Below are 23364 nucleotides of genomic sequence, written 5' to 3'. Positions count from 1 at the left end.
AAACCGCTTTTCCATAACTTTCTGCTTACGCTGTCAATATACCTGCTTTTTAGTTATTGAAAAAGTGCCTTGTTCAAAAAGTTGATTTAATCAGGTTTTCAAGGAAGTATATCCAAAGTCTAAATAATATCCATATGCAAATGAGAGAAACTATTTCTCCTGTAATTGAAAATGCAAGGAAGGACATTGAATCGATACAAGCTGATTTTATGAAGTGTTCCAATGGGACATTGGGTAATATCTATTTAATTAGGACTGATATAAATTCGGAAAATATAGAAGAGAAGTTTCCTCTACTGCTTCACTATGATGAAGAGAGAATTGCTTTGGTTGGTAAAAATAAACGACTGAACAATCTATTAATGGCTAGCTTTGAAAGTACAAGCTACTCTGGTTAAGGTGCCTTTCACTCCGGTAAATCTCTTTTTTAACTCGGTATTTATTAAATAAGGGCATTCCTGCAGAAGTAGCATCGAAGATCAAAAACTGGTAAAATATCAATTTTTAACAATTTCATATATTTCGTAACCTATAAAATCTTCTTCCACTTCCGGATCGGAAATCTGAAACAATAGTTTATTTCCAGGCAGATTAATCATTAATTTTCCATTTTTAGGCATTGGCATATCACCTGATAGCTGCTTAAATTGATCAAAGATAATCAATCGGTGATAGGAAGGGTCTTTAAAGTGGTGGTAGGTAGGATCTTCTGATTTTTCTTTTTCATAAGTAATGGGGGAAATTTCTCTGATATAATTAAGTATTATTATCCCGTTATCTAACTTCAAGATCTTATGGTTTCTCGCAGTCAAAGTGATTATATTGTTAAAGGTACTTAAATTATTTCGTGTTATTTCTGAATTTTTTAAAGCTTTAAATTCCTCATGCTCTATCTTTATATGGGATTCTAACCTCAAAGAGTTTAAATCATAAATAGTGATTTCGTTATCGAAAGAGGTTACCAGGTAAAGTTTATTCATACTCCTATCTATGAAATAGATTGGAAAATACAAAGGCCCTATAGATTTATCTATTTGTTTTGATACCTCTCTATCAGAAATAGCTGCAAATTCAATCTGTTTATCAAATTCAGGCTGAAATATCTCTATCAAATTTCTATTTTTAAAATCCCTATTGTCCACAGACCAGTCTACTCCGCTAGGATTAGTAATGAATGAAAAACCATCCGGCACATCATTTTGAAAGAAAAAAGAAAATAATCTCATGTTTCCATGAAGATATACCTGCGTTCTTGCTAAGTATTTATCCCTTTTTTTAAGATTAAGATTTTGATCATAAAGCAGAACCTGAAATGGTGTTTGGATCCAGATATTTCCTTCATCAGTAAAAGCCATACTATTTAATGACGCCACAGATTGATTTGGCCCTTCTCCCAACAAATCTTTTTGAACAAGGATATTACCATCCTCATCGAGAAGAAGGATTTCTGTATTTTCGGGTTTATTGATGTAGGCAAGGTAAATCCCTTTTTGTGAATAATAATCTATAATCTCAACAGGTAAAAAGGAATCTATTTTAAATTCATTTGATTTGATGAGCTTATATTGAGAAAACACATGAGTAGGTTGAAAAACCACAATGGAAAGAAAACACAAGATCGATAAATTTTTTATAGTCATTTTATTAAATATTTTTTTCAACATCCACGAGCCTGTCGTGCTATTAGTAAGTTTACGGGATCTGCAGAGAAAATATTCGAATACATCCGCGTTCGATAGAATCTTGGCCAGTTTTCTTTCTTGGTGTTGAAGTTCTTTTTGCCTTACCAGTAACGGTAGCTGGTCAAACTTTTCTTCGCCTTCTAGTATTGCAATACTTTCAATTTTGTATTTGGTTAATCTATCTGATATAGACAATAGACTTTCAGAATCTTGATGGAGTTTTACTAGGTTTCTCAAAAGATGTGGGGTGTTGGGATTGGTAATAATTCAAGAATTTCACTAAAAATAATATAAGAAAATTCATAAAATTCAGATTTGATAAGGACTATATTTATATGATATAAAGAAAAATCTTTTCCTTTCATATTTATAAAAGTAAAAAATAGTTTGAAACTTCCAAAATACAATTACCTAACCTAACTTTTGGTCTGCCATGTTATGATATGACATCAGTCAAGAAATCCAAATAATATTCAAAAACGTTTTTGTTAGCATATCAAAAAAAAATTAATATATAATTAAAGTTATATAATTCAGAATTTAATTTTTTATTAATTTCAGTAGAAAATATACAGTTTTATTGAATAAGGTGCCAATCCAATGAACGCTTTGTAAGGATAAGGTGGCTTCGCCACCATCCTTTGCATTAAATTTTCAAAAATCCCTTCTTTCATTTTATGGCGATTGTACCTAAAAGTATATTCCGGCGACCGGTATTTGCCAGCGGTTTTTTTGGTTGGTTTAGTATATTTTCGATTGACTTGTTTTTCCGTAATGAGATCTCTCTTGTGCTCCGCTTCCGCAGAGTATGTATGGGGATGTTTTCTGGTACAATGTTTATTTAAAGTTACGTAAGTAAATCCCTCCCGATACTGGTCGGGAAAGGCTCTTCCCCCCTTTGAGAAAGTGGGAGTTGCGGAAATGCTGATTTGTTGATGAAATTGTGTAATGTAATCGGGCCGGGAGATGGTAAGGCTTTTGAATACCGGAAATCCGAATGTGAACGAATCCCGCTCCAGAAATGCGGTATCCGTTTGATTCGTTCCATTTTTGAGGTATATTCACCATCGGTTTTTTTGACTTTTGGATAATTAAAAAAAGGAATGGAACACGAGCAGCAGCACTGGCACACCCACAGCTACAAGCAGGTAGCAGAAGCGCTGCAAACCAATACCGATCAGGGTCTTTCACCCGATGAGGTGCAGGCACGCTTGCAGCAGTACGGGGAAAACCGCATTACCACCAAAAAAAGCCAAAGCAGCATCGTTCGCTTTTTGCTCCAATTTCACCAACCCCTGATTTACATTTTACTGGGCGCTACAGCCCTTACCCTGCTCCTGGAGGAATACACGGATGCTGCTGTCATCTTTGCAGTGGTATTGATCAACTCTATCATTGGCTACGTGCAGGAAACCAAGGCCCTGAAGGCCATCGATGCGCTGTCCAAAAGCATGAACACCCGGGCCACCGTCATTCGTGACGGCAGGCAATCAGAAATAAACAGCCTGGGCCTGGTACCCGGGGATGTCGTGTTGCTGCAGCCGGGAGATAAAATTCCCGCCGACCTGCGCCTGTTCGCCGTCAAAAACCTGCAGGTGGACGAATCGGCCCTTACCGGAGAGTCGGTGGCCACCGAAAAAAGTCCGGAGACTACTGCAGGGGATACCCTGTTGGGTGATCGCCTCAACATGGGCTTTGCTACGACGGTGGTGACCTACGGAACGGGAAAGGGCCTGGTGGTGGCTACCGGTGACCGCACGGAGGTGGGAAAGATCAACCAATCCATCGCTTCTGCGGAAGAGCTTGATACCCCCCTGACCCTGAAAATCAAAAAATTCAGTCATACCTTACTTTGGGTGATTCTGAGCCTGTCCCTGCTAATCCTTGCCCTGGCCTACCTGCGGGGAGAGAGCCTGGCGGATGCCTTTATGGTGGCCGTGGCGCTGATGGTGGGTGCTATACCCGAGGGCCTTCCGGCTGCAGTGACCATCATGCTGGCCATTGGCGTGGCCCAGATGGCCAAAAGACGGGCCATTATCCGCAAACTGGTGGCCGTGGAAACCCTGGGCAGTGCCAACGTGATCTGCTCGGACAAAACCGGAACGCTCACCGAAAACCAAATGACCGTTCAAAAAATCCTGGCCGGCGGTGAGTCCTTTGAGCTTACCGGCATTGGCTACAATCCGGAAGGAAAAGTCCTTTTTAAGGGACAAGCGGTGGACCTTTCCGAAAAGCCGGCCCTGCAACAGTTACTGACCGCAGGACTTCTTTGCTCCAATAGCCGCATTGTGGAAGACGGGGGGCGGTGGACGGCGGAAGGCGATCCCACCGAGGCAGCACTGATCAGTGCTGCCGAAAAAGCAGGCATCACCCGGCAGCAAATCGATCCGCAATATCCCCGCCTGGACGAGGTTCCCTTTCAATCGGAAAACCAATACATGGGTAGTCTGCACCGGCACGAAGAACAGACGCTGGTTTTCTTAAAGGGATCGGTGGAAGCGGTGCTCCGCTGTACGGATCGGGCGCTGGACAAAACCGGAGAAATCGTTCCCCTAGATTTTTCCGCCGTGCAGCAGGCCGCCGATGAATTGGCTGCAGCAGGCCTGCGGGTCCTGGCCTTTGCCTTCAAAACCAGCGATCCTGATCAACGGCAACTGGACCAAAAGGACCTGTCCGAAGGCATGGTCTTTACCGGACTTCAGGGAATGATTGATCCGCCGAGAAAAGAGGCGGTAGATGCCGTATCCCTCTGTCAGCAAGCAGGCATACAGGTAAAAATGATCACCGGCGACCATGCCCTTACCGCAGCCAACATTGCCGAGCAACTGGGGATCCGTGGACAAACCGAAAACGGAAGACTCCTGGCCCTTACCGGGCTGGAACTGCAGGGATTCTCGGACGAGCAATTGCAGGAAGTGGCAGGAGCGGTGGCGGTCTTTGCCCGGGTCAGCCCGGATCAGAAACTCCGCTTGGTAAAGGCCCTGCAGGCCAGCGGCAAGGTGGTGGCCATGACCGGAGACGGTGTCAACGACGGACCGGCCTTAAAGCAGGCTAACATCGGCATTGCCATGGGCATTACAGGCACCGAAGTAGCCAAAGATGCTTCGGATATGTTGCTTACCGATGATAATTTCGCTTCCATAGAGGCCGCCGTGGAAGAGGGAAGGGGGGTCTTGGATAACCTGACCAAGTTTATTGTATGGACCCTTCCGACCAACCTGGGAGAGGCCCTGGTCATCCTCGCCAGCATTGCTTTTACCACCCAACTGCCGCTGGCCCCGGTTCAGATTCTGTGGATCAACATGACGACGGCGGTGCTGTTGGGCCTGATGCTTACCTTCGAACCCAAGGAAAAGGGCATCATGGACCGGCCTCCGGTTCCCTCGGACAAGCCCATCCTTACCTTTCCCCTGATCATGCGGACCCTCTTGGTCGGGACCTTGCTGATGCTTGCTTCGTTTTTACTGTTTCGCTACGAGTTATCCCTGGGGGCCAGCCTGGCCGAAGCCCAGACGGTGGCCAGCACGGTATTTATTGTGCTGGAAGGCTTCTACCTGTTTAACTGCCGCTCTTTGCGAAGATCGGTCCGGGAAATCGGCTGGTTTTCCAATAAATGGGTGTATGTGGGAGCCTTTACCATGCTGCTCCTGCAACTCGTATTCATTCATGCGCCGCTGATGAATACCTTGTTCCACTCGGCTCCCATTGGCCTGGATTCCTGGATTAGGGTGCTTGGTGCAGGTGTGGGCCTGTTTGTGCTGGTGTCACTGGAAAAAACCATACGAAGAAAATATACGGAATCGGAGGACTTTTAATGCTTTGGCCAGCAAGTGAAGATGTCAAAAATCACTTCCGGCAAAGGATATCGGCGATTTTTCAGTTATATTTATGGTGGCTGTGGGGTTTTATTTAATAGGTCGGTACCCTTATAACAAATACTTTAAATTGAAACCAATTGAACTTGAGATGGCTTTACCCACTATTTACGACAAAGAAGTAACAGCGGAGTTGATCCGGCGGATTGACTCCCTGACACCCAGTACCCAGCCGCAATGGGGAAAAATGAACGTGGCGCAAATGCTGGCGCATTGCAACGTCACCTATGAAATGGCTTATGAAAACAAGCATCCCAAACCCAATTTTTTCATGGGATTAATCCTAAAAGCCTTTGTGAAAAAGATGGTGGTGGACGAAACGCCTTACAAAAAGAACGTCCGTACGGCACCTGCTTTTGTCATTGCAGATGAGCGTGATTTTGAGGAGGAGAAAGCACGACTGATCCAGTACCTGCATAAAACTGTGGAGCTGGGAGAAAAACATTTTGATGGAAGGGAATCCTTGTCCTTCGGTAAATTGTCTAAGGAAGAGTGGAACAACATGTTTTACAAGCACCTGGACCACCACCTGACGCAATTTGGGGTGTGAAAATGCCAGGCAGTAGTAGATTCCATTCGGGTTTGTTGCCGTTTCGTACCATGGCCTTCACCTCCCCAACTATTTGATCGACCCTGCTATGGGAAGAATAGGATTAAAGAAATATGCAACCGTAGGCATTACCTGGCTTTTTGTTGCTGCTGGCATCGTAGGGATAGCTAGCTGGCAGGGTCTGAATACCTTCGTGTTTGCCTGGGTGGTGAATTTCCTGTTGATGACCGCTTTAATGGCCTACACCGAAACCTTACAACCCCCTCTGAAATCGAGCTATTTTGATACCAAAAAGTGGGAAAAGGGCGGAACGGTGTATCGATGGCTTGGGGTGAATGGTTTCAGGAAGTTGTTGGTTTGGATTGGCTGGGAGAAACTCAACAAAGCTGCGAGGCCGGTGAAGAAGGACCGGTCAGCCTTGGAAAAATTGGAATACCAAACCCGCCAATCGGAATTTGGCCACCTCATCATTTTCATTCTGGTAGCGGTACTTGGCTTTGCGGTAGCGTTACTCCACGGCATCAGGGAGTCCTTTTGGCTCTTTTTTCTGAATGTTGTATTGAACGGCTACCCAATGGTGGTGCAGCGGTATAACCGACCAAGGCTGAGGGGAATTTTATCAAACCAATAATTTGTTGCCTGTAACTTAGGATCTCAATTAACAGCCTGTAAATTAAGGATTTTGTTTGCCTGTATTTTTTTCTCTCCTTAGACCTTAATCAGTTGTTTAAGATACCAGGGTAGCGAAAATTGATCCGTAAGCATGGGGAATGGACGCAATCCTCGAATGGAATGCTATTTTATAATCGAACATAGCTATTGGCCGTTTAAGGGATGTCATCGAGGTGGTTTAACACATATTTGAATTGAATTTACAGTATAATTGTTGTACATTTAAAGCAAATATGTTGTTATGGTAACTAAGGAACTTGAAACATCCGGTAGAAGCTACAATCCAAAGAAAAGCTTGCTGCGAGCAAAGAAGGAAAGGTTAAAAAAGCAGGGGTCTCGTATAACAGTTAGCACAGGTGAATATGCCTGGGCCAACAAGATGGATAGGGTTAATCTCATCAGAGAAGGTCTGCCTTATGAGACGATAGAAGTTTTAAGTAAAAGAGCTGCTTTGCCGGTAAAACAGTTGCTTCACCTTTTCGGTATCCCTCAGACTACCTACAACAAAAAAAAGAGAGACCAGGAATTGCTCAGTAGAAGAGATACTGAAGTGGTATTGGTACTGACAGAATTAATGGATTTTGGGGTAGCCGTTTTTAACGAGGAGGCTGAAAAGTTTCAACGCTGGCTTAAAAAACCAAATATATCATTGGGGGGTGTCTCTCCGGAAAGTCTCTTTGATTCTATCACGGGGATTCACGAAGTTAGCAATAGTCTTAACAGGTTGGAATACGGAAATCTGGCCTGATGAGGGTGTACAGAATTGAAAGAGAGAAATATCTAAAAAGCACTTTAAAGGGCCGGGGAGCTGCTTTAACGGATGGATTTCGCTGGAACAGTCGCAATACTTATTTGGTGTATACTTCGGCATCCAGGGCACTTGCTATTCTGGAGGTATCTGTCCATCTGGACCTCAGTGAAGATTTACCATCAGATAGGTTTTATGTGGAAATAGATATTCCGGATGAAGTAAAAATCCTTGAACTTAAAAAAGAAGACCTACCAGATGACTGGGATGCTAAACCTCCAATTCTTGAAACTCAATTTATTGGAGATGATTTTGTGAAAGACAATGAAGCCGCTGTGATGAAGGTACCCAGTTGTGTGGTGCCGTTGGAATTCAATTACCTGATCAACCCAAATCATCCTGATTCAAAATGGATAACTGTGGTTTCAAAAAACCAGCTAACATTTGATAAACGCATACAGCAGATCAAGAAATAGGTTGGCATAAGGTGCTTGTTCACAAAATAGGCCTGGAATTCAAGTGAAAAAAAATTGATTTACAATACTTGTATGATATACTAAAAACATATACTTTTGTGATATAAAATATTGCTATGAAAAACATATCTCTTAAAATTGATGACCTGGTTTTTCGTGAAGTTGAAAAAATTCGTGAGGGAATGAAGCAACCCAGAAACAGGTACATTAACGAAGCAATCGCTTTTTACAACAAATTTCAAAGGAAGCAGCTGCTTGAGAAAAGGTTAAAAATGGAATCAGAACTGGTAAAAGCGGATTCTATGGAAGTTCTGAAGGATTTTGAAACCATTGACGATGCTAATTAAGCAGTATGAAATATGGATTGCAGACCTGAATCCCCAGATTGGAACCGAACCAGGAAAAAATAGGCCGGTGGTAGTCGTTCAAACAAACTTGCTCAATAAAATTCCACACCCCTCAACGATTGTTTGTCCGATCACCACCAACGTACAAGCAAATGCTGAAATTTTAAGAGTTCATTTAAATAAGGGTGTAGCGAATCTGAATCAGCCCTGCGATATTATGATTGACCAGATTAGGACCATAGACAATAAAAGGCTCACCCGGAAAATTGGAACCTTGCCGGATGAGTTAATAGAAAAGGTAATGGAGAATATCCGCATCGTTCTTGCCCTTGAATAAGGTGATAAGCTTCTGATAATGAATAAAATATTTTATGTGACAATAATTTTTTTGAATTAGGCGGTTAGCTAACAACTCCATAGTCATGATTTTTAATCAAATTATCTTCAATTGCAAAGAAATTTAGGACATTCCAAAAAACAGAATCCTATATACCTTGATTTTAGCCAAAAAGGCGGAAATGCAGGGAATTTTTATTTCTGGATTGGGAAAGCCAAAATTTCAAATGATTTGGCTAAAGCCAATGATGCTGTTAGACCCTAAAATGCCTACAGCTAAAGCAGTAGGCAATTGATCAAATATGGTGTTCTCAAAATTCAGCAATGAAACAAGCCTAAAACATACGCTCGTGTCCATAGGCCGGTGTAAACGCCTCATTTTTCGCTAACCTACAAAAAATCAGGCCGATCCGGCCCGTCATAAAGCGCAGCTCCAACTTTTTCTCCTGATTCTTTATCCACTTCCAGCAGGCCGGTATCACTCACTTCCGGCGCCAGTATCAGTCCGTAGTGCCTGCCCATCCAGTAGTCCCGGATAAAGCCTACCGGCTCCATAATGCGATTGCTGTTTTGCCCACCATCCAACACAATAGCCCTTCTGGCACCCCGGGTAACGGCCGTTTCGCGGGGTGAAATGGCTTTAACACCACCTTCATAGGAGGTGTAGCCTTCTTCTACAAACAAATCATCCCGGTGGGAGTTTCGGTAATTGTGTTCGATAGCGTCCAGGGTCCATTCCCGCAAGTGCTGCACAGCTGCTTCCAGGTCAGCATCATTGCCGGTCATGGCGGCATAAGTGAAATTAAACCAGGGGATCTTCTCCATGCGCTTGATTTCAAAAGTACGCTCCAGGCTTCTCAGGTAGATGGAGCGCATGTCAGGATCCTTTTCGTAGCGCAGCAGGGTATTGTAGGCCTCAAAGGCCAGGTTGTCATCCCAGGGGGCAATCTGAGAAGGAGGGAAGGTATTTTTTTGCTTGATGGTATTTTCTGCATAGCCCCAGTCTACCAATTGCTGGTATCCCTTTTTGAAGCGTTCTTCCCCGGTCAGGGCATAGGTGGAGTAGGAAAAAGCCAGCGCTTCCAGCCCGTTCACGCCCCGGTCGGACCAGCCGTAGGGGCGCAGCAGGTACTCCGGATTCCAGCGTCCCCAGCGGGTGGGTTGCCCATCGGCATCGATCAGCACCCAATTATTTTCCATGATGTATCCGGCGATGCGGCGCATGTGTTCTTTGGCCAGTTCTTTTTCTTTGCCTTGAGCCGCCAGATCGTGAAACAAGGAAACACTGTAAAAATGGGCGATGATCTCATCGCTGGAGGCATCGCCCTTCCAGTACCAAAGGCTGTCTGCGGTGGCATTCCATTTAGCAGGCAGGCCACCGGATCCCCTTCGCCCCATTTCTCCTTTATCACCCTTCCTGGACCAGATGGAGCGGGCGATCAGCCCATCGATGGGCGTGATTCGCTCCAGCCACAACATCGCCTGAAAGGAATTGACAGCTTCCTGTCGGGCTGTTTCCTCTCCGGTAACGGCATATTTGTAGCTCATGGCCGAAAGATAGGTGGCAGTATGCGCTCCATCGTTATCGCTGATTTCCCGCACCCACTCATTTTCGTATTTATGAATGGTATGGATAAAACCCATGCGCTTATGTCCCCAATCATCCAGCCATTGCTCGTAATGGGCAGATTTCTTCCTTAGCGTAAAGGGCTCGTAACGGATGATACCTATGCCGCCATCTGTGGCTACCAAAACTTCCTTTTCGGCCACTGCAATGGAATTGACATGATTATCCGGCAGCCAATGGTCTGCCCCGAAATAGTGCCAGTCGTCTTCCAGCATGCGAATGGCTCCTCTTGGGGTGCCGATCCATACATCCCGGTCAAACCCCTGCACCAGCTGCCGGGTGTGCTCTACGGGCAGGCCATCTTCACCCTTGATTTGCTGCAGGGCAGCACCCCGCAATACGCCCAAACCCCGGTCTGTGCTGATAAACAGCCTGCTGCCCATGGATAGCAATTCTCCGGTATTTTTGGAAGGCAGGGTACCCCAGTCGATCAGGTGCTCGTTGACTACCTTACCAGAAAGCTGTACCAGTTGCCCGGGTCGAAGGACATGTAGGGTGCCGCTGTAACTGGCAATGGAGGTGATGGGACCCAATTTCACCGGATCGGCCAGTAGCTGAGTGCCATCCTCCATCAGCATGGTCACGTCACTGGACAGATAGCCCCCTTCAGGCTCAATATCAGTTAATTTTCCTTGTACATATACATATATGGCATCCCGTGTGGCCGCATGGACCTTGCCCAGATGCAGGCAGACATCCACAAAGTTGTCTTCACTGAGTTTTTCCCAGGAATTGTCGGCAAAGCGGTAAAATCCGGAGGAAGCCATCACCCAGGCAGTATCATCAAAAACGGCTATCTTACGTATTCCCGCAGGACTGTTGGATAGCGGCTGAAGGCTTCCATTCGTTAATTCCTGAAGTTTTCCATCCAAAACGGCATAGGAACGGCCAGACAAAATGGCTACCTGTGTAACGGCCGAGGGGGTAGTAAGGATTTCACTTTTTTCCTGGAGAAATACCTTATCGGCTACCGGTTCCCAGAGGGTCTGCTGGGCTGCCAGTGGTAAAACAAAGACAGATAAAAGAAGACCAAAAGAATAGCATTTTAGCGATTGAATCATGGAATAAATTTTTGTGATTGGGTCTGCGACGATGCGCTCTATATCCTATACCGCTTCTTTCAGAAAAGGGCCATTCGGAAAACCCGAATCCTGACAGACGCTGGAGTATTGGCTTTGATTGATTTAGTTGTCGTGCCCTCCGGCTTCGTTCAGCGCATTGGATAAATAATAGGTGCCCGCCACCACCACACTATCTTTAAAAAGGGCTTCGTCTGGGTTCATGATGGCGGTGTAGCCCATGGCTTCGATTCCGGTTCGAACCTGCTTTCGTTGATAAATCTTACCTTCCTGCTTGCTATCCTGTAATACAAAAAGAAAGGTTTCGCTTCCTTCATGGACAATAGACCCGGAAGGTACGGTCCATACAGAGTCCTGGCTCACTACTATATAGCTATTGATATACATTCCCGGCAGGAAGGAATCATTTTCTGTATCCAAATGGGCATGCACCTGTACAAAACGGCCTTTGGGATCTATGGTATTTCCCTTTCGGTAAACGTGTCCGTAAAACAATTGCTCTTTAAAATCAGGTAGGGTAAAGGTCACCGCTTGTCCCTCCATCACCCTGGGGATATCCTGTTCCAATACTTTCATCTCCAGATGCAGGTGTTCACTGTTGATCACCTCCATCAACACCTCATGCGGCGCACTGTGCTGCCCGACAGATGTTTGTAAAGCGGAAATTTTACCCGAAATCGGACTTTTTAAAAGCACTTTTGACTGCAGGTTACCTTGTTCCAGGGAAGAAATATCCGCTCCCATGAGTTGCAGGTTGTTTTGAAGGGCGGATTTTTTGGCCCTGGCTGCCTGAAATGCCGCCCGGGCTTCTTCCAGTTCTTTCTGGGAAGAGATGTTATCCTCCCGCAAGCTTTGTTTTCGTTCAAAATCGCTTTCCAGGTTGGCGAGGCTGCTGAGTGTTTCCAGGTATTCCTGCTGCATGGATACAAACTCAGGGCTGGAAGCGCTGATTACTACCTGGCCTTTGTTCACCGGATCGCCCACTATAAAGTGTATCTTTTCGACAAAGATCGTGGTAAAGGAGTTGATGGTAGCTTTGTATTGGGGAGGGGAGTCGATAAATCCCGGTGCTTTTACCAGGTTGGTCAGGGGTTGCTTAATAAAGGTTCCCCGACGTATGCCCGTAATTACCTCCTGTTCCGGAGTCAACTGTACCCTTGCTTCCCTGTGTTCCATGGATTCCTGATTTTCTTCTGTGGTACTTGTATCCTCCTTGCAAGCCATCAGTCCGCTCACAAGTAGTAATAGGAGGAAAAGGTTCGATAGATTGATATTCAGCTTTCCGGTTGGCGTTCTTGTCATGCTCGATTTCATGGCAGGGTAAAATAGTGAATGTCAATAAGGGTTTGATGGTATTCGTTCAAGAGATCCAGGTGATCCATTTGGATTTCGCTGGCATATTCCAGGCTGCGGATGTACTCCAGGTAATCAATTTCTCCCTGGTCAAAACTTTTATGAGCGGAGGTAATGATTTCTTCCGCCATCGGTAGCCCCTCCTCGTTATAGTAATCCAACTCTTTGAGGTGCATTTCCAGCCTGGTTTTTTTCTGGTTTATGGCCGATTCCCAGCGGACACCTAAATCATTGATCTTGTTTTGTGATTGGTAGACGGACAGGCGGGCGGATTGCACCCTTGCCCGGGAGGGTCCAAACCAAAGGGGAACCTGAATACCGGCCTGATAACCGAGAAAACCACTGACGCCATCAATTTTCTGAAACATGTACTGTACGTAGAGTCCTGGAAGCAGTTTGTTTTGCATCTGATTCTTTTCCGCTTCAAAACGTTCTTTTTGATGCATCAAATAGCCGTAAGAAGGATGATTTTCCAGGTCTGGGAATTCGGCGTATGCCATGGTCAGTGGAGGGCTCTTGAGCTGCAATGTATCCGGGGACTGTACCACTTCCTGGATTTGCCGGTAGATAATTTGGATTTCCTGTTCCAACTGAGAATAAGCCATACGGACTTTTTCGGACCGGGCCCTTGCCATGACCATGGCCAGCCGGTTGGTCGTGCCGGCAGCATATCGCTTTTCGGAGGCCCTATACAGTTCCTGATACAGGGAGTCAAATCCGGCAAATTGTTCCTTCTTTTTGACCAGGTATTCCAGTTGGTAACACGCTTTATACAGTTGTTTTTTCAGGTTTAGGGTCTTGATGTCATAAAGATCCGCTGTAATCAGGCTTTCCTTTTCCAGTACCTTTTTTCGGGAAACATAGACTCCTGGAAAATCAATGTACTGTTGGAACCCTAAAGAGTTTACTCCATCACCCTCCAGGTTTCTTTGGTTTTCCTCTGTGCCGATAAAGAATAGGGATGGGGCAATATCCCAGGCAGTTTTGGTCCGGACCTGACTGTTTTCCAATGATATTCTGGCGGCAGCCAATTCAAAATTATTTTCCAGTGCCATGGACCAGGCCGCTTCCGGATCTACAGGACCCTCCTGGGCCGGGCTTAGAAATGGGATTCCAAGCAGTATTGCCAGTGTCGTCAGCACTTTGCCGGGGCGAAAGCCCTGAACTTTCTTGGATTTTACTACATAATAGACCACCGGCAATACTATTAATGTAAGAAAAAACGCTGTCATCAGCCCACCTATTACTACCGTGGCAATGGGCCGCTGCACCTCCGCTCCTGCAGAAGTGGATAGCGCCATGGGAATAAAGCCCAGGATATCGGTGGATGCGGTCAATAATACCGGCCGCAGACGGTTTTTGCAGCCCTTCAGGATTCTCTTCCGTATATCGGATTCTCCGCTAGTTTCCAGGTCATTAAGGTAACTGATCAACACGATGCCGTTGAGCACCGCAATGCCAAACAAGGCAATAAAACCGATACCTGCGGAGATACTAAAGGGCATCCCCCTGATCCACAGAGCTACAATTCCGCCGATTACTGCTAATGGAATGGATAAAAATACCATAACCGTTTCCGATACAGAATTAAATGTAAAGTAAAGCATAATGGCAATCAACAACAAGGCAAGTGGTAATACCTTGATCAGCCGGTCCCGTGCCTGATTCAGGTTTTCAAACTGCCCCCCATAGGCGATAGAATAGCCTGTAGGTAAATTCAACTCAGCTTCCAGCAATGCCTGCACATCGGTTATAATGGATTCCACATCCCTCTCACTGGCATTTAAACTCAGCACAATCCTTCGCTTGGTATCGTCCCGGGATATCTGTGCGGGACCAGACTGAAAGCTGATGTCAGCCACTTGTTTTAATAATATTTTTTCCCCGTTTTCCAGGGGCAGGCTTAGCTCATTTACCACCTCGGTGCTTACCGTCTCCCTATCCAGGCGCAGGGCCAGGTCAAAGCGGCGTTCGTTTTCAAAAATAGTACCTACGCTGCTGCCGGCAAAGGCGGTACGGATTACCTGATTTACATCGGCAATGCTGAGGCCATAGAGGGCCAGCTTTTCCCGGTCATAGCGGATGGAAACCTGCGGCAGGCCTACCAATTGTTCTACCTTGATATTCTCGATTCCCTCCACATCCCGGATAATGGCAGCGGCCTCCAGGCCGTAGCGGTACAGGGTTTCCAGGTCCTCCCCAAAGATCTTGATGGCCAGGTCGGATTGTACACCGGTAAGCAACTCGTTGAAGCGCATCTCAATGGGCTGGGTAAACTGGTAGGTGATGCCCGGTAAAACAGAGAGCTCGTCCGTCATAAGGTTGGCCAAATCTGTTTTGGAGCCCACCCTTGACCAATCGTCCGGATCCTTTAGCTTGATGATGATATCCGACATTTCCATGGACATGGGGTCCGTGGGGATCTCTGCCGCTCCGATTCTACTCACGACCTGGTCTACTTCGTCCGGAAATTTCTCCAGCAGGATGGACTCGATTTTGGTGGTGATCTCGATGGTCTGGGCCAGGGAAGTGCCCGGCTTCAATACCGGCTGGATCACGTAATCGCCCTCGTCCAGGGTAGGAAGAAATTCGCCCCCAAGTCGGGAAAAAATAAAAAGGCTGATCCCAAAACCAATCAAAGCGGTGATCAAAACCAGTTTGTAGTGATTCAGAGCCTTTATCAGCACCGGCTCGTACCAGCCGTGGACGGTCCGGATAATCTTGGCGGATAGTGTACCCTTTTCATCTTTTGAAGGGCGGATAAACAGGGCCGCCATGACCGGCACATAGGTCAGGCAGAGAATCATGGCACCTGCAAGGATAAACATAAAGGTCAATGCCATGGGTTGAAACATTTTTCCTTCTACCCCGGTAAAGCTCAGGATGGGAATGAAAACAATCAAAATGATGATCTGACCAAAAATGGCGGCGTTCATCATTCGGTTGGAACTCTCAATGACCAGTTTGTCCACTTCTTCTTTTTGGGCATTCCCTTTCAAGCCGGGAAATTTTTTACTCATTTGGTAGAGCACATACTCGACCACCACTACTGCTCCGTCTATCAAAATTCCGAAATCAATGGCACCCAGACTCAGCAGGTTAGCATCTACCCGAAAAAGACTCATCAGCGAAATGCCAAAAAGCAAGGAGAGGGGGATGACGGAAGCCACCAGCAAACCGCTGCGGAAATTGCCCATCAGGATGACCAGTATGAAGATGACAAACAAGGCTCCGAGGATAAGGTTTTCCTGTATGGTGGAGGTGGTCTTGTCGATCAGCATGGACCGGTCCAGAAACCCATTGATGTACACCCCTTCCGGGAGTATTTTTTCTATTTCAGCAATGCGTTCTTTGACGCTTTTGATCACCGCATAGGAATTTTCCCCTTTAAGCATCATGACCTGCCCCAGCACTTTTTCCCCCTCTCCGTTACCCGTAATGGCCCCAAAGCGGGTGGCGTAGCCAAAACGTACGGCTGCCATGTCGGCTATGGTCAGGGGCACCCCGCCCCGGTTGGCCACGACAATTTTCCGAATATCCTCCAGCGATTGGATCATCCCTTCCCCTCGGATAAAATAGTTGGTCTGGTTTTTTTCCAGATAGGCCCCACCTGCATTTTCATTGTTGTCTTCCAGGGCTTTCAGGACTTCCAGAAGGGAAATGTCCATGCTTCGGAGCTTCTCAGGTTGCATGGCCACTTCGTATTGCTTCAGGTAACCTCCCCAGGTATTGATTTCCACCACGCCTTTGATACCGGTGAGCTGCCTTTTTATCAACCAATCCTGGATTTCTCGCAGGTCCATGACGGAATATTGGTCCTCATAACCCGGTTTTGTCTCCAGGGTGTATTGGTAGATTTCACCCAGGCCGGTGGAAATGGGCGCCATTTCCGGACTGCCAAAGTGTGCCGGAATGTCCTTGCTGGCCTGTGCTAGTTTTTCTCCGATCAATTGTCGTGGCAGGTAGGTGCCCATGCTTTCCTCAAAGACCACGGTGATGGTAGAAAGTCCGTATTTGGAGACCGAACGTATTTCCTCCACCCCGGGTAAATTGGCCACCGATAGTTCTATCGGAAAGGTGATAAATTGTTCCACCTCCTCTGTGGCCAGGTTTCGTGCCACCGTAATGATTTGTACCTGATTGCTGGTTATGTCGGGGACAGATCCAATGGACAAGCGCTGGAAGGAAAACATTCCCCAGATGATCATTCCCAGTACCGCTAAAAGAACAATAAATTTATTTCTTACGCTGAACGCGATTATCCGGTGAATCATTTACAAAATCATTTGCTGCAAGTTAAAAATCATTTGCTGGTTTTTAAGCAGTAATAAATATGATAGAAATCAGGGTTTATAGACAATTTCCCCATTGATTACCGTCAGGACCACCTTTGTTTGTTGGATTTCTGTCTCCGGGATTTCCATGATATTCCGGTCAAAAACGACAAAATCGGCTACTTTTCCTACTTCCAGGCTGCCTTTTATATTTTCTTCGAAGGCCCCGTAGGCCGCATCCAGGGTATAACTTCTCAATGCCTGTTCCCGGCTCATCTTTTGATCAGCTTCGTAGCCCTCTTCTGGCCTGCCCTCCAGGGTTTTTCGGGAAACACTGGCATAAAAATTAGCCATAGGATCGAGGGGTTCTACAGGGACATCCGTACCGTTGATGACTGGAATACCGGTTTTTAAAAGCGCCTGCCACATATATGCTCCTTCTTTAATCCGTTGCGCTCCCAGCCGATCGATGGCCCAGGGTCTGTCTGAAGAGAGGTGGATGGCCTGCATGGCTGGCAGTACACGCAGTTCAGCAAACCTGGGAATGTCCTCCGGATGCAGGTGCTGGGCATGTTCTATCCTGAATCTGTGATCCGGAACTTTTCCCTCTATAGCCTCAAATGCCGCCTGATACCTATCCAGTACCTCTTTGTTGGCCCTGTCTCCTATGGCGTGGGAACAAACTTGAAAACCGTGTTGCAGGGCCTTTTCAGCCACCTCCTGCACATAACTCATGGGCAAGGTTTCGTGACCAAAATGACCGGGCCTGTCACTGTATTCTTCCAATAACCAGGCCCCCCGGGAACCCAGGGCTCCGTCACAACTCAATTTGATGGACCTGATGGTGAGCAGGGAATCAATTTCAGGCCCCTTTTCGAACCATTCTTCAAGCAATTCCCTGTTGCCACCCGCAATCATGGTGTACATTCTGAGCTTCATTTTTCCATCAGCTTTCATTTGCCGGTAAAGGTCAAGGGTAGCAGACCCTATCCCTGCATCATGAAATCCGGTAATACCGTTTTGAAAACAGGCAGCCTGGGCCAACTCAAATGCCTGCCTGTCTTTTTCCGGACTACTTTCAGGAATATGCCGGGATATCAATCCCATGGCCCTTTCATTGAAAACGCCTGTAGGATTACCGTTTTTATCCCGGATAATTTCGCCTCCTTCCAGTTGCTTTGAATTATTCATTTGTTCTTTTCCCAGCGGATTCAGCCCCGCAATTTCCATGGCTTTTGCATTGGCAAAGCCTGCATGACCACTGGCATGGTACAAAAATACCGGGTTATGCGGGGAGGCTTCAGTCAATGCATGGTGTAAGGGGAAGCCGTCTACTTGTTCTCCGGGAGACTCGGTCCATTTGCTTTGGTGCCAGCCCCGGCCTATAATCCATTCACCTTCCGGAACCTGTTCCGCAGCGACTTTTACCCTTTCGGCAATCTCCCTGAAACTTTCGGTGTCGGATAAATCCAGGTTTAATTTGTTGTAGCCCATGCCCATGAAATGCCCATGTCCTTCAATCCATCCAGGAGTCATGGTTTTACCTTCCAGGTCAATGATGGCCGTTTCTGTTCCCTTGTACTTTTCTGCCTCCTCCAGGCTACCTGTAAAAAGGATTGTGCCACCTTTTATGGCAATAGCCTCTACTATAGGCTGATCTGGAGAGACTGTGTAAATGATGCCATTGGTGAAAATATGGCTTGCCTGTTCTTTGGGTCCGGTACAGGCTCCCAGCAGCATCAGATAGCAAATTCCGATTGATAGAAGATTCTTGTTTTTCATGTGGTTAAAGTAAGTGAGGATGAAAAGGGTATATTCGATTAAAAAGCATAATCGGATTCGACCTTGCAAATTCTGATTTTAAAATGCTGATACCATTTTTCCCTGCCGGCTTTTTGTGCCAGGCGGTGCTGGTTTTCATTTTTCCATGCGGTGATGGCCTCCCTGCTTTCCCAATAGCTGACCGTGATGCCCAGTTTGTCTCTTGCCGATTCATGACCCAGGTATCCGGGTTGTTGACGGGCAAGATCATCCATTTTTTGAGCCATCTCGGCATAACCCTGATCGCCTGGGGTTCGGATATTGGTAAAAATTACTGCGTAATAGGGAGCTGGAGGGGTATTACTGATCATGGGAGAAATTCCTTTTTTTAAAACGGAAGTTTATTTTTTAATTTTTAATCCAGTTCAATATTAAAATATAGCCTGGGTTCAATATAACAGTTGCCAATAAAAGTAACAAAAAATGATCAAACCCGGATTATGGAGCAGGAATCTTTCTAAGCGCTGAAACTGCAGGAAAATCAGCCCTACATTGCAACAGAAAAGCATAGGCACTGATTTTGAGGAAATGTCAGGTCTGATTACTTCTGGATCCTGGGGTAAATAGGATAACGGGTATTTTAGGTAGATGCAGTGAATCAGAAATCTTTTGATGGAAAAGCTTTTACAAGGAGTTTAATTTTTCCTGTTTTCTGATCACTTCGCGGGTTTTAACTTTCAGGGCCTGACTTAAAAGCTACATAGGCTTATCCTTGATTTTGTCCGGTAAATATTTTTTTGTGTCCGTTTTCGATCAGTTAAAAAAATGCTCAATCGTAGAATAGGCTAATTTTCGCATTAGAAAAGCTTTTTGGAATTTGGCACTTGATTGGATTAAATCTTTTAAAAAAACTTAAAGCTTTTATTTATTGAATTCATGAAAACACTACGAGGTAAGCAGGAAAAAAAAGTGTGGAATTTTTATTTCCCTTTCCAAAAGCATTTGAATGTCAGCGGGGCACTGCTGCTCAGCATAATATTATTCACCTCTTGTTTGGATCCGCAACTGGAAACGCTGGTGGATTATGAAGAAAGTTTTGCAGGTATTACTGCCATTGAGGTAGAAGCAGGGTCTCTGCCTGTTGAATATGTGGGCAGCCCCGATGAAGAAGATGTTTATCTTGATGCGTTACTCAGGTCAAATGTCAATGGAGGAAAGAATATCTCTTACCAGGTGATAGAGAATAAGCTATATGTAAGCTTTGATCAGAATGGCTTGGGAAGGGGCAGATCAAAGGGGCATATCCGGCTTTCTGGTCCTATTCAAATGTCCTTACAGCTTCAGGCAGGATCCGGTGAAGTCTTTGCAGAAAATGTAGTGGGTGACAGGGTTCACCTGGAGGTAAATTCCGGCAGGGTTGGGGCTAGAAACCTGGAAGCTACCGAAGTATTCCTTGCTGCCAGTTCGGGCGAGGTACTGGCAGACAATATTAAGGGTAATACCATTGCAGACCTTTCGTCTGGAAAATTGACGCTAAGACAGGTGGAGGGTAATCTGGATGCCACTTCATCTAGTGGGAATATGGAATTTCAGGGAGTAAAGGGTCTTTTGAATGCGAAATTGAGTTCCGGAAACATTGACATGGAACAGGTCGAGGCTTTGGGAAGCGTAACGCTGAGCTCTGGCAAAGCCACAGGAAGGGATATTGGTTTAAGTGAACATACTTTTTTCAAAGCTTCTTCAGGAAATATTTCCATTCAGACCAACAGTAATATTGCCGCATTTAATTATGAAATCCATGCCGGTAGCGGAAGGGTGAAGGTGGGAGAAAGCGAATCATCAGGGACCTTGAAAATCATGAATGGTTCCGCCCATACAATCAAAGGGGAAGTGAGTTCCGGAAAAATTGAAATCGTAAATTGATATTTAAATAGGAGGTTTTTGAGCCAACAGGAAAAACAAGGGTCTTTTCCTGTTGGCTTGTTTACACCTATATCCATTTAATAATCCAAAGGAACTAAAGGAAAATTCAATTTTGGTAAACTTTTAATAATCAGCCTGTTTTTGGCAGATAAATTTTCTATTTGATCCCCGTTTTTTATTTTTAAAGGTAAAAAATCAGGGGATTACTCTTTTTTATTGTCTTAAACTTGATTTTTGCCTATTATTGGTTGACAGTTAAATCAGGTCTTTGACCAGCTATGTCAAAACAGTTTTGCCAATTTGAGGTAATTTCAAGTATAAACGCTTAACCACCAACCATGAGAAAATTACAATTATCCTTGCTGGCCCTTTTGCTTTGGGCTTGCCAGGCTCCAGTCAATACATCCTCAAATGACCTGGAAATAAGGGCAGACCGGGTTACCATTATCAGGGATGATTACGGCATTCCCCATATTTATGCCAAAACAGATGCCGATGCGGTTTTTGGGATGCTTTATGCCCAATGTGAGGATGATTTCAGAAGGGTAGAAAGGAATTACATTTGGGCCACCGGCCGCCTGGCAGAACTGGAAGGAGAAGAAGCCCTTTTCAGCGACCTGAGAGCCAGGCTTTACATGACCGAGGCCGAGGCAAAAGCTGCCTATGAGGGAGCACCCCAATGGCTTCAGGAATTGTGTGATGCTTTTGCTGATGGGGTGAATTATTATTTGGAAACCCATCCGGAGGTGGTACCACAGGTGTTGACCCACTATGAACCCTGGTTTCCCATGTTTTTCAGTGAAGGATCCATTGGGGGAGATATAGAGCGGATTTCCACCCAAAGAATTCAAGCTTTTTATGAAGATCAGGAGGCCCTGGCCTATTCCGAATTTGGCGATGGGCTGCTCCACCCTGATCCCTATGCAGAACCAAAGGGTTCCAATGGCATCGCCATTGCCCCGGAATTGAGCGAATCGGGAAATGCCCTATTGCTGATTAATCCGCATACCTCTTTTTATTTCCGGCCTGAAATCCATGTGGTGAGTGAGGAGGGATTGAATGCCTATGGGGCCGTTACCTGGGGGCAGTTTTTTGTTTATCAGGGTTTTAACGAAAAAACAGGCTGGATGCATACCTCTACCCGCCTGGATTTTATGGATGAGTTTATGGAGATAGTACGGGAGTCTGGCGAGGGCTATGAATATGCTTATGGAGAGGAATGGAGGGAAGTGGAGGAAATTCCGGTTACGCTAAAATACAGCTCTCTGGAAGGATTGAAGGAAAAGTCTTTTACCATGTACCGAACCCACCATGGTCCTATCACCCATAAATTGGATGACAAATGGGTGGCCACGAAAATCAACTGGGATCCCGTCAACGCCCTGATTCAGAGCTTTACCCGTACCAAACTGGATAATTACGAAGCTTTTGAAGAAATGATGGATATCCGGACCAATTCTTCCAACAACACTGTTTTCGCAGACGCCGAAGGGAATATTGCTTATTTTCATGGAAATTTTATTCCCAAAAGAGATACGGCTTTTGATTTTTCGAGGCCCGTAGATGGCAGCAATCCGGCCACCGACTGGCTGGGTTTGCATACAGTGGAGGAAAGCATCGTCATTCACAATCCCCAAACCGGATGGATACAGAATTGTAACTCTACGCCTTTTACCGCTGCCGGTCCATTTAGTCCTAAAAAAGAAGATTATCCCTATTATATGGCTCCGGATGCCGAAAACTTTCGAGGCATACATGCCGTCGGATTGCTGTCGGAAGCCAGGGAATTGTCCCTGGATGATTTGATTGCCCTGGGCTATGATCCTTACCTGCCTGCTTTCGAATACCTTGTCCCCATTCTTTTACAAGCCTATAAGACCGTCGGAGAACCGGAAGGAGAATTGGCAACAGCTCTTGGTTTGCTGCGTGATTGGGACTACCGGACCAGCGAGGAGTCCGTGGCCATGAGCCTGGCTCATTTCTATGGGATGGCCTTTAACCGGTTTATTGGTAGTTCTTATGCCTTGATCCCATTTAATCAGGAGGCAGGTGTCTCCCTGGATTTTGAACCGGAAAAGGTGGTTGCTGCTTTTGAACAGGCGGTCGCCCAGTTGGAAGCTGACTTTGGCTCCTGGAAAACAGAATGGGGGGAGATCAACCGTTTTCAGCGATTAAATGGAGACATTGACCTGGCATTTGATGATGAAAGGGAAAGCCTTCCTGTGGATCTGGCATCCGGCCGCTGGGGCGCATTGGCCTCCTTTGGTGCGAGTGCCAGGGAAAACACCAAAAGAATCTACGGTTCTTCTGGCAATAGCTTTGTAGCAGCAGTGGAATTTGGTGAGAAGGTCAGGGCCAAAAGTTTGCTGGCCGGCGGCCAAAACGCTGATCCAGACTCCCCGCATTTTGATGATCAGGCACAAATGTATGCCGATGGCAGATTTAAGGAGGTAGCCTACTACCGGAAGGATGTGGAAAAGAGGGCGGAAGAAACCTATCATCCGGGAAAAAGGTGACTTATCCCGGATTTCCGAAAAAATACCAGGCACAGGAAGTGGATTTTTCGTCAGATTTTAAGAGATTTAACCTGAGTTCGATTTTAATATATGGCAATTTGATTAGTTTGAGCAGTTTCATATTTGATTCCGGGCTTTTTTGGGA

General features: G+C 45.7%; 16 protein-coding genes. 10 read left to right on the top strand and 6 right to left on the bottom strand.

Annotated features, from left to right (window positions below):
• Positions 1–140 precede the first annotated feature (140 nt).
• Complete coding sequence (locus tag G9Q97_RS24555) at positions 141–398, top strand: hypothetical protein (RefSeq protein ID WP_166151912.1); 258 nt, start codon at positions 141–143, stop codon at positions 396–398.
• Between the two features lie 99 nt (positions 399–497).
• Here the strand turns inward: G9Q97_RS24555 and G9Q97_RS24550 are convergent, their stop codons facing one another.
• Positions 498–1919 carry a hypothetical protein gene (locus tag G9Q97_RS24550; RefSeq protein WP_166151910.1) on the bottom strand — a complete coding sequence of 474 codons (1422 nt, stop codon included), beginning with the start codon at positions 1917–1919 and terminating at the stop codon, positions 498–500.
• Positions 1920–2785: 866 nt separating this feature from the next.
• Here G9Q97_RS24550 and G9Q97_RS24545 point away from each other — a divergent pair.
• The 7 genes from G9Q97_RS24545 to G9Q97_RS24515 all read left to right on the top strand — a co-directional run bounded on the left by G9Q97_RS24545 (position 2786) and on the right by G9Q97_RS24515 (position 8687).
• Positions 2786–5497: a cation-transporting P-type ATPase gene (locus G9Q97_RS24545; RefSeq protein WP_166151908.1), complete on the top strand. Its 2712-nt coding sequence runs from the start codon at positions 2786–2788 to the stop codon at positions 5495–5497.
• Positions 5498–5627: 130 nt separating this feature from the next.
• Positions 5628–6107, top strand: a complete 480-nt coding sequence (locus G9Q97_RS24540) for a DUF1569 domain-containing protein (protein WP_317168819.1) — start codon at positions 5628–5630, stop codon at positions 6105–6107.
• An 88-nt stretch (positions 6108–6195) separates the two neighbouring features.
• A complete protein-coding gene (locus G9Q97_RS24535; protein WP_166151906.1) occupies positions 6196–6738 on the top strand; it encodes a glycosyl-4,4'-diaponeurosporenoate acyltransferase CrtO family protein in 543 nt (180 codons plus the stop codon).
• Positions 6739–7020: 282 nt separating this feature from the next.
• The gene (gene parS, locus G9Q97_RS24530) at positions 7021–7527 is read left to right on the top strand and encodes a type II RES/Xre toxin-antitoxin system antitoxin (RefSeq protein ID WP_166151904.1); all 507 of its coding nucleotides are present in this window, start codon (positions 7021–7023) and stop codon (positions 7525–7527) included.
• Positions 7527–8003, top strand: coding sequence for an RES family NAD+ phosphorylase (locus G9Q97_RS24525; protein WP_166151902.1), 477 nt, complete (start codon positions 7527–7529; stop codon positions 8001–8003). Before parS ends, G9Q97_RS24525 begins: the two co-directional genes overlap by 1 nt.
• A gap of 116 nt (positions 8004–8119) precedes the next feature.
• Complete coding sequence (locus tag G9Q97_RS24520) at positions 8120–8350, top strand: hypothetical protein (RefSeq protein ID WP_166151900.1); 231 nt, start codon at positions 8120–8122, stop codon at positions 8348–8350.
• Positions 8340–8687, top strand: a complete 348-nt coding sequence (locus tag G9Q97_RS24515) for a type II toxin-antitoxin system PemK/MazF family toxin (RefSeq protein WP_166151898.1) — start codon at positions 8340–8342, stop codon at positions 8685–8687. The genes G9Q97_RS24520 and G9Q97_RS24515 overlap by 11 nt, the downstream gene beginning before the upstream one ends.
• A gap of 389 nt (positions 8688–9076) precedes the next feature.
• Here the strand turns inward: G9Q97_RS24515 and G9Q97_RS24510 are convergent, their stop codons facing one another.
• The 5 genes from G9Q97_RS24510 to G9Q97_RS24490 form a co-directional block, all read right to left on the bottom strand.
• Positions 9077–11374, bottom strand: coding sequence for a hypothetical protein (locus G9Q97_RS24510; protein WP_187357751.1), 2298 nt, complete (start codon positions 11372–11374; stop codon positions 9077–9079).
• 123 nt (positions 11375–11497) lie between these two features.
• Positions 11498–12694 carry an efflux RND transporter periplasmic adaptor subunit gene (locus tag G9Q97_RS24505; RefSeq protein ID WP_166151896.1) on the bottom strand — a complete coding sequence of 399 codons (1197 nt, stop codon included), beginning with the start codon at positions 12692–12694 and terminating at the stop codon, positions 11498–11500.
• Between the two features lie 8 nt (positions 12695–12702).
• Positions 12703–17019 (bottom strand): CusA/CzcA family heavy metal efflux RND transporter, encoded by a 4317-nt coding sequence (locus G9Q97_RS24500; RefSeq protein WP_166151894.1) that lies wholly within the window; start codon positions 17017–17019, stop codon positions 12703–12705.
• A 69-nt stretch (positions 17020–17088) separates the two neighbouring features.
• Positions 17089–18801 (bottom strand): amidohydrolase, encoded by a 1713-nt coding sequence (locus G9Q97_RS24495; protein WP_166151892.1) that lies wholly within the window; start codon positions 18799–18801, stop codon positions 17089–17091.
• Positions 18802–18839: 38 nt separating this feature from the next.
• Positions 18840–19151: an antibiotic biosynthesis monooxygenase family protein gene (locus G9Q97_RS24490; RefSeq protein ID WP_166151890.1), complete on the bottom strand. Its 312-nt coding sequence runs from the start codon at positions 19149–19151 to the stop codon at positions 18840–18842.
• 565 nt (positions 19152–19716) lie between these two features.
• Here G9Q97_RS24490 and G9Q97_RS24485 point away from each other — a divergent pair.
• Positions 19717–20703 carry a DUF4097 family beta strand repeat-containing protein gene (locus G9Q97_RS24485; RefSeq protein ID WP_166151888.1) on the top strand — a complete coding sequence of 329 codons (987 nt, stop codon included), beginning with the start codon at positions 19717–19719 and terminating at the stop codon, positions 20701–20703.
• 338 nt (positions 20704–21041) lie between these two features.
• Positions 21042–23219, top strand: coding sequence for an acylase (locus G9Q97_RS24480; RefSeq protein WP_166151886.1), 2178 nt, complete (start codon positions 21042–21044; stop codon positions 23217–23219).
• The last annotated feature ends 145 nt before the right edge of the window (positions 23220–23364 follow it).

It is taken from the genome of Cyclobacterium plantarum, from assembly GCF_011290685.1.
GTDB classification, from domain to species: Bacteria; Bacteroidota; Bacteroidia; order Cytophagales; family Cyclobacteriaceae; genus Cyclobacterium; species Cyclobacterium plantarum.
The sequence above is the reverse complement of the archived record's forward strand: the minus strand, read 5'-3'. Positions and strand labels throughout refer to the sequence as shown.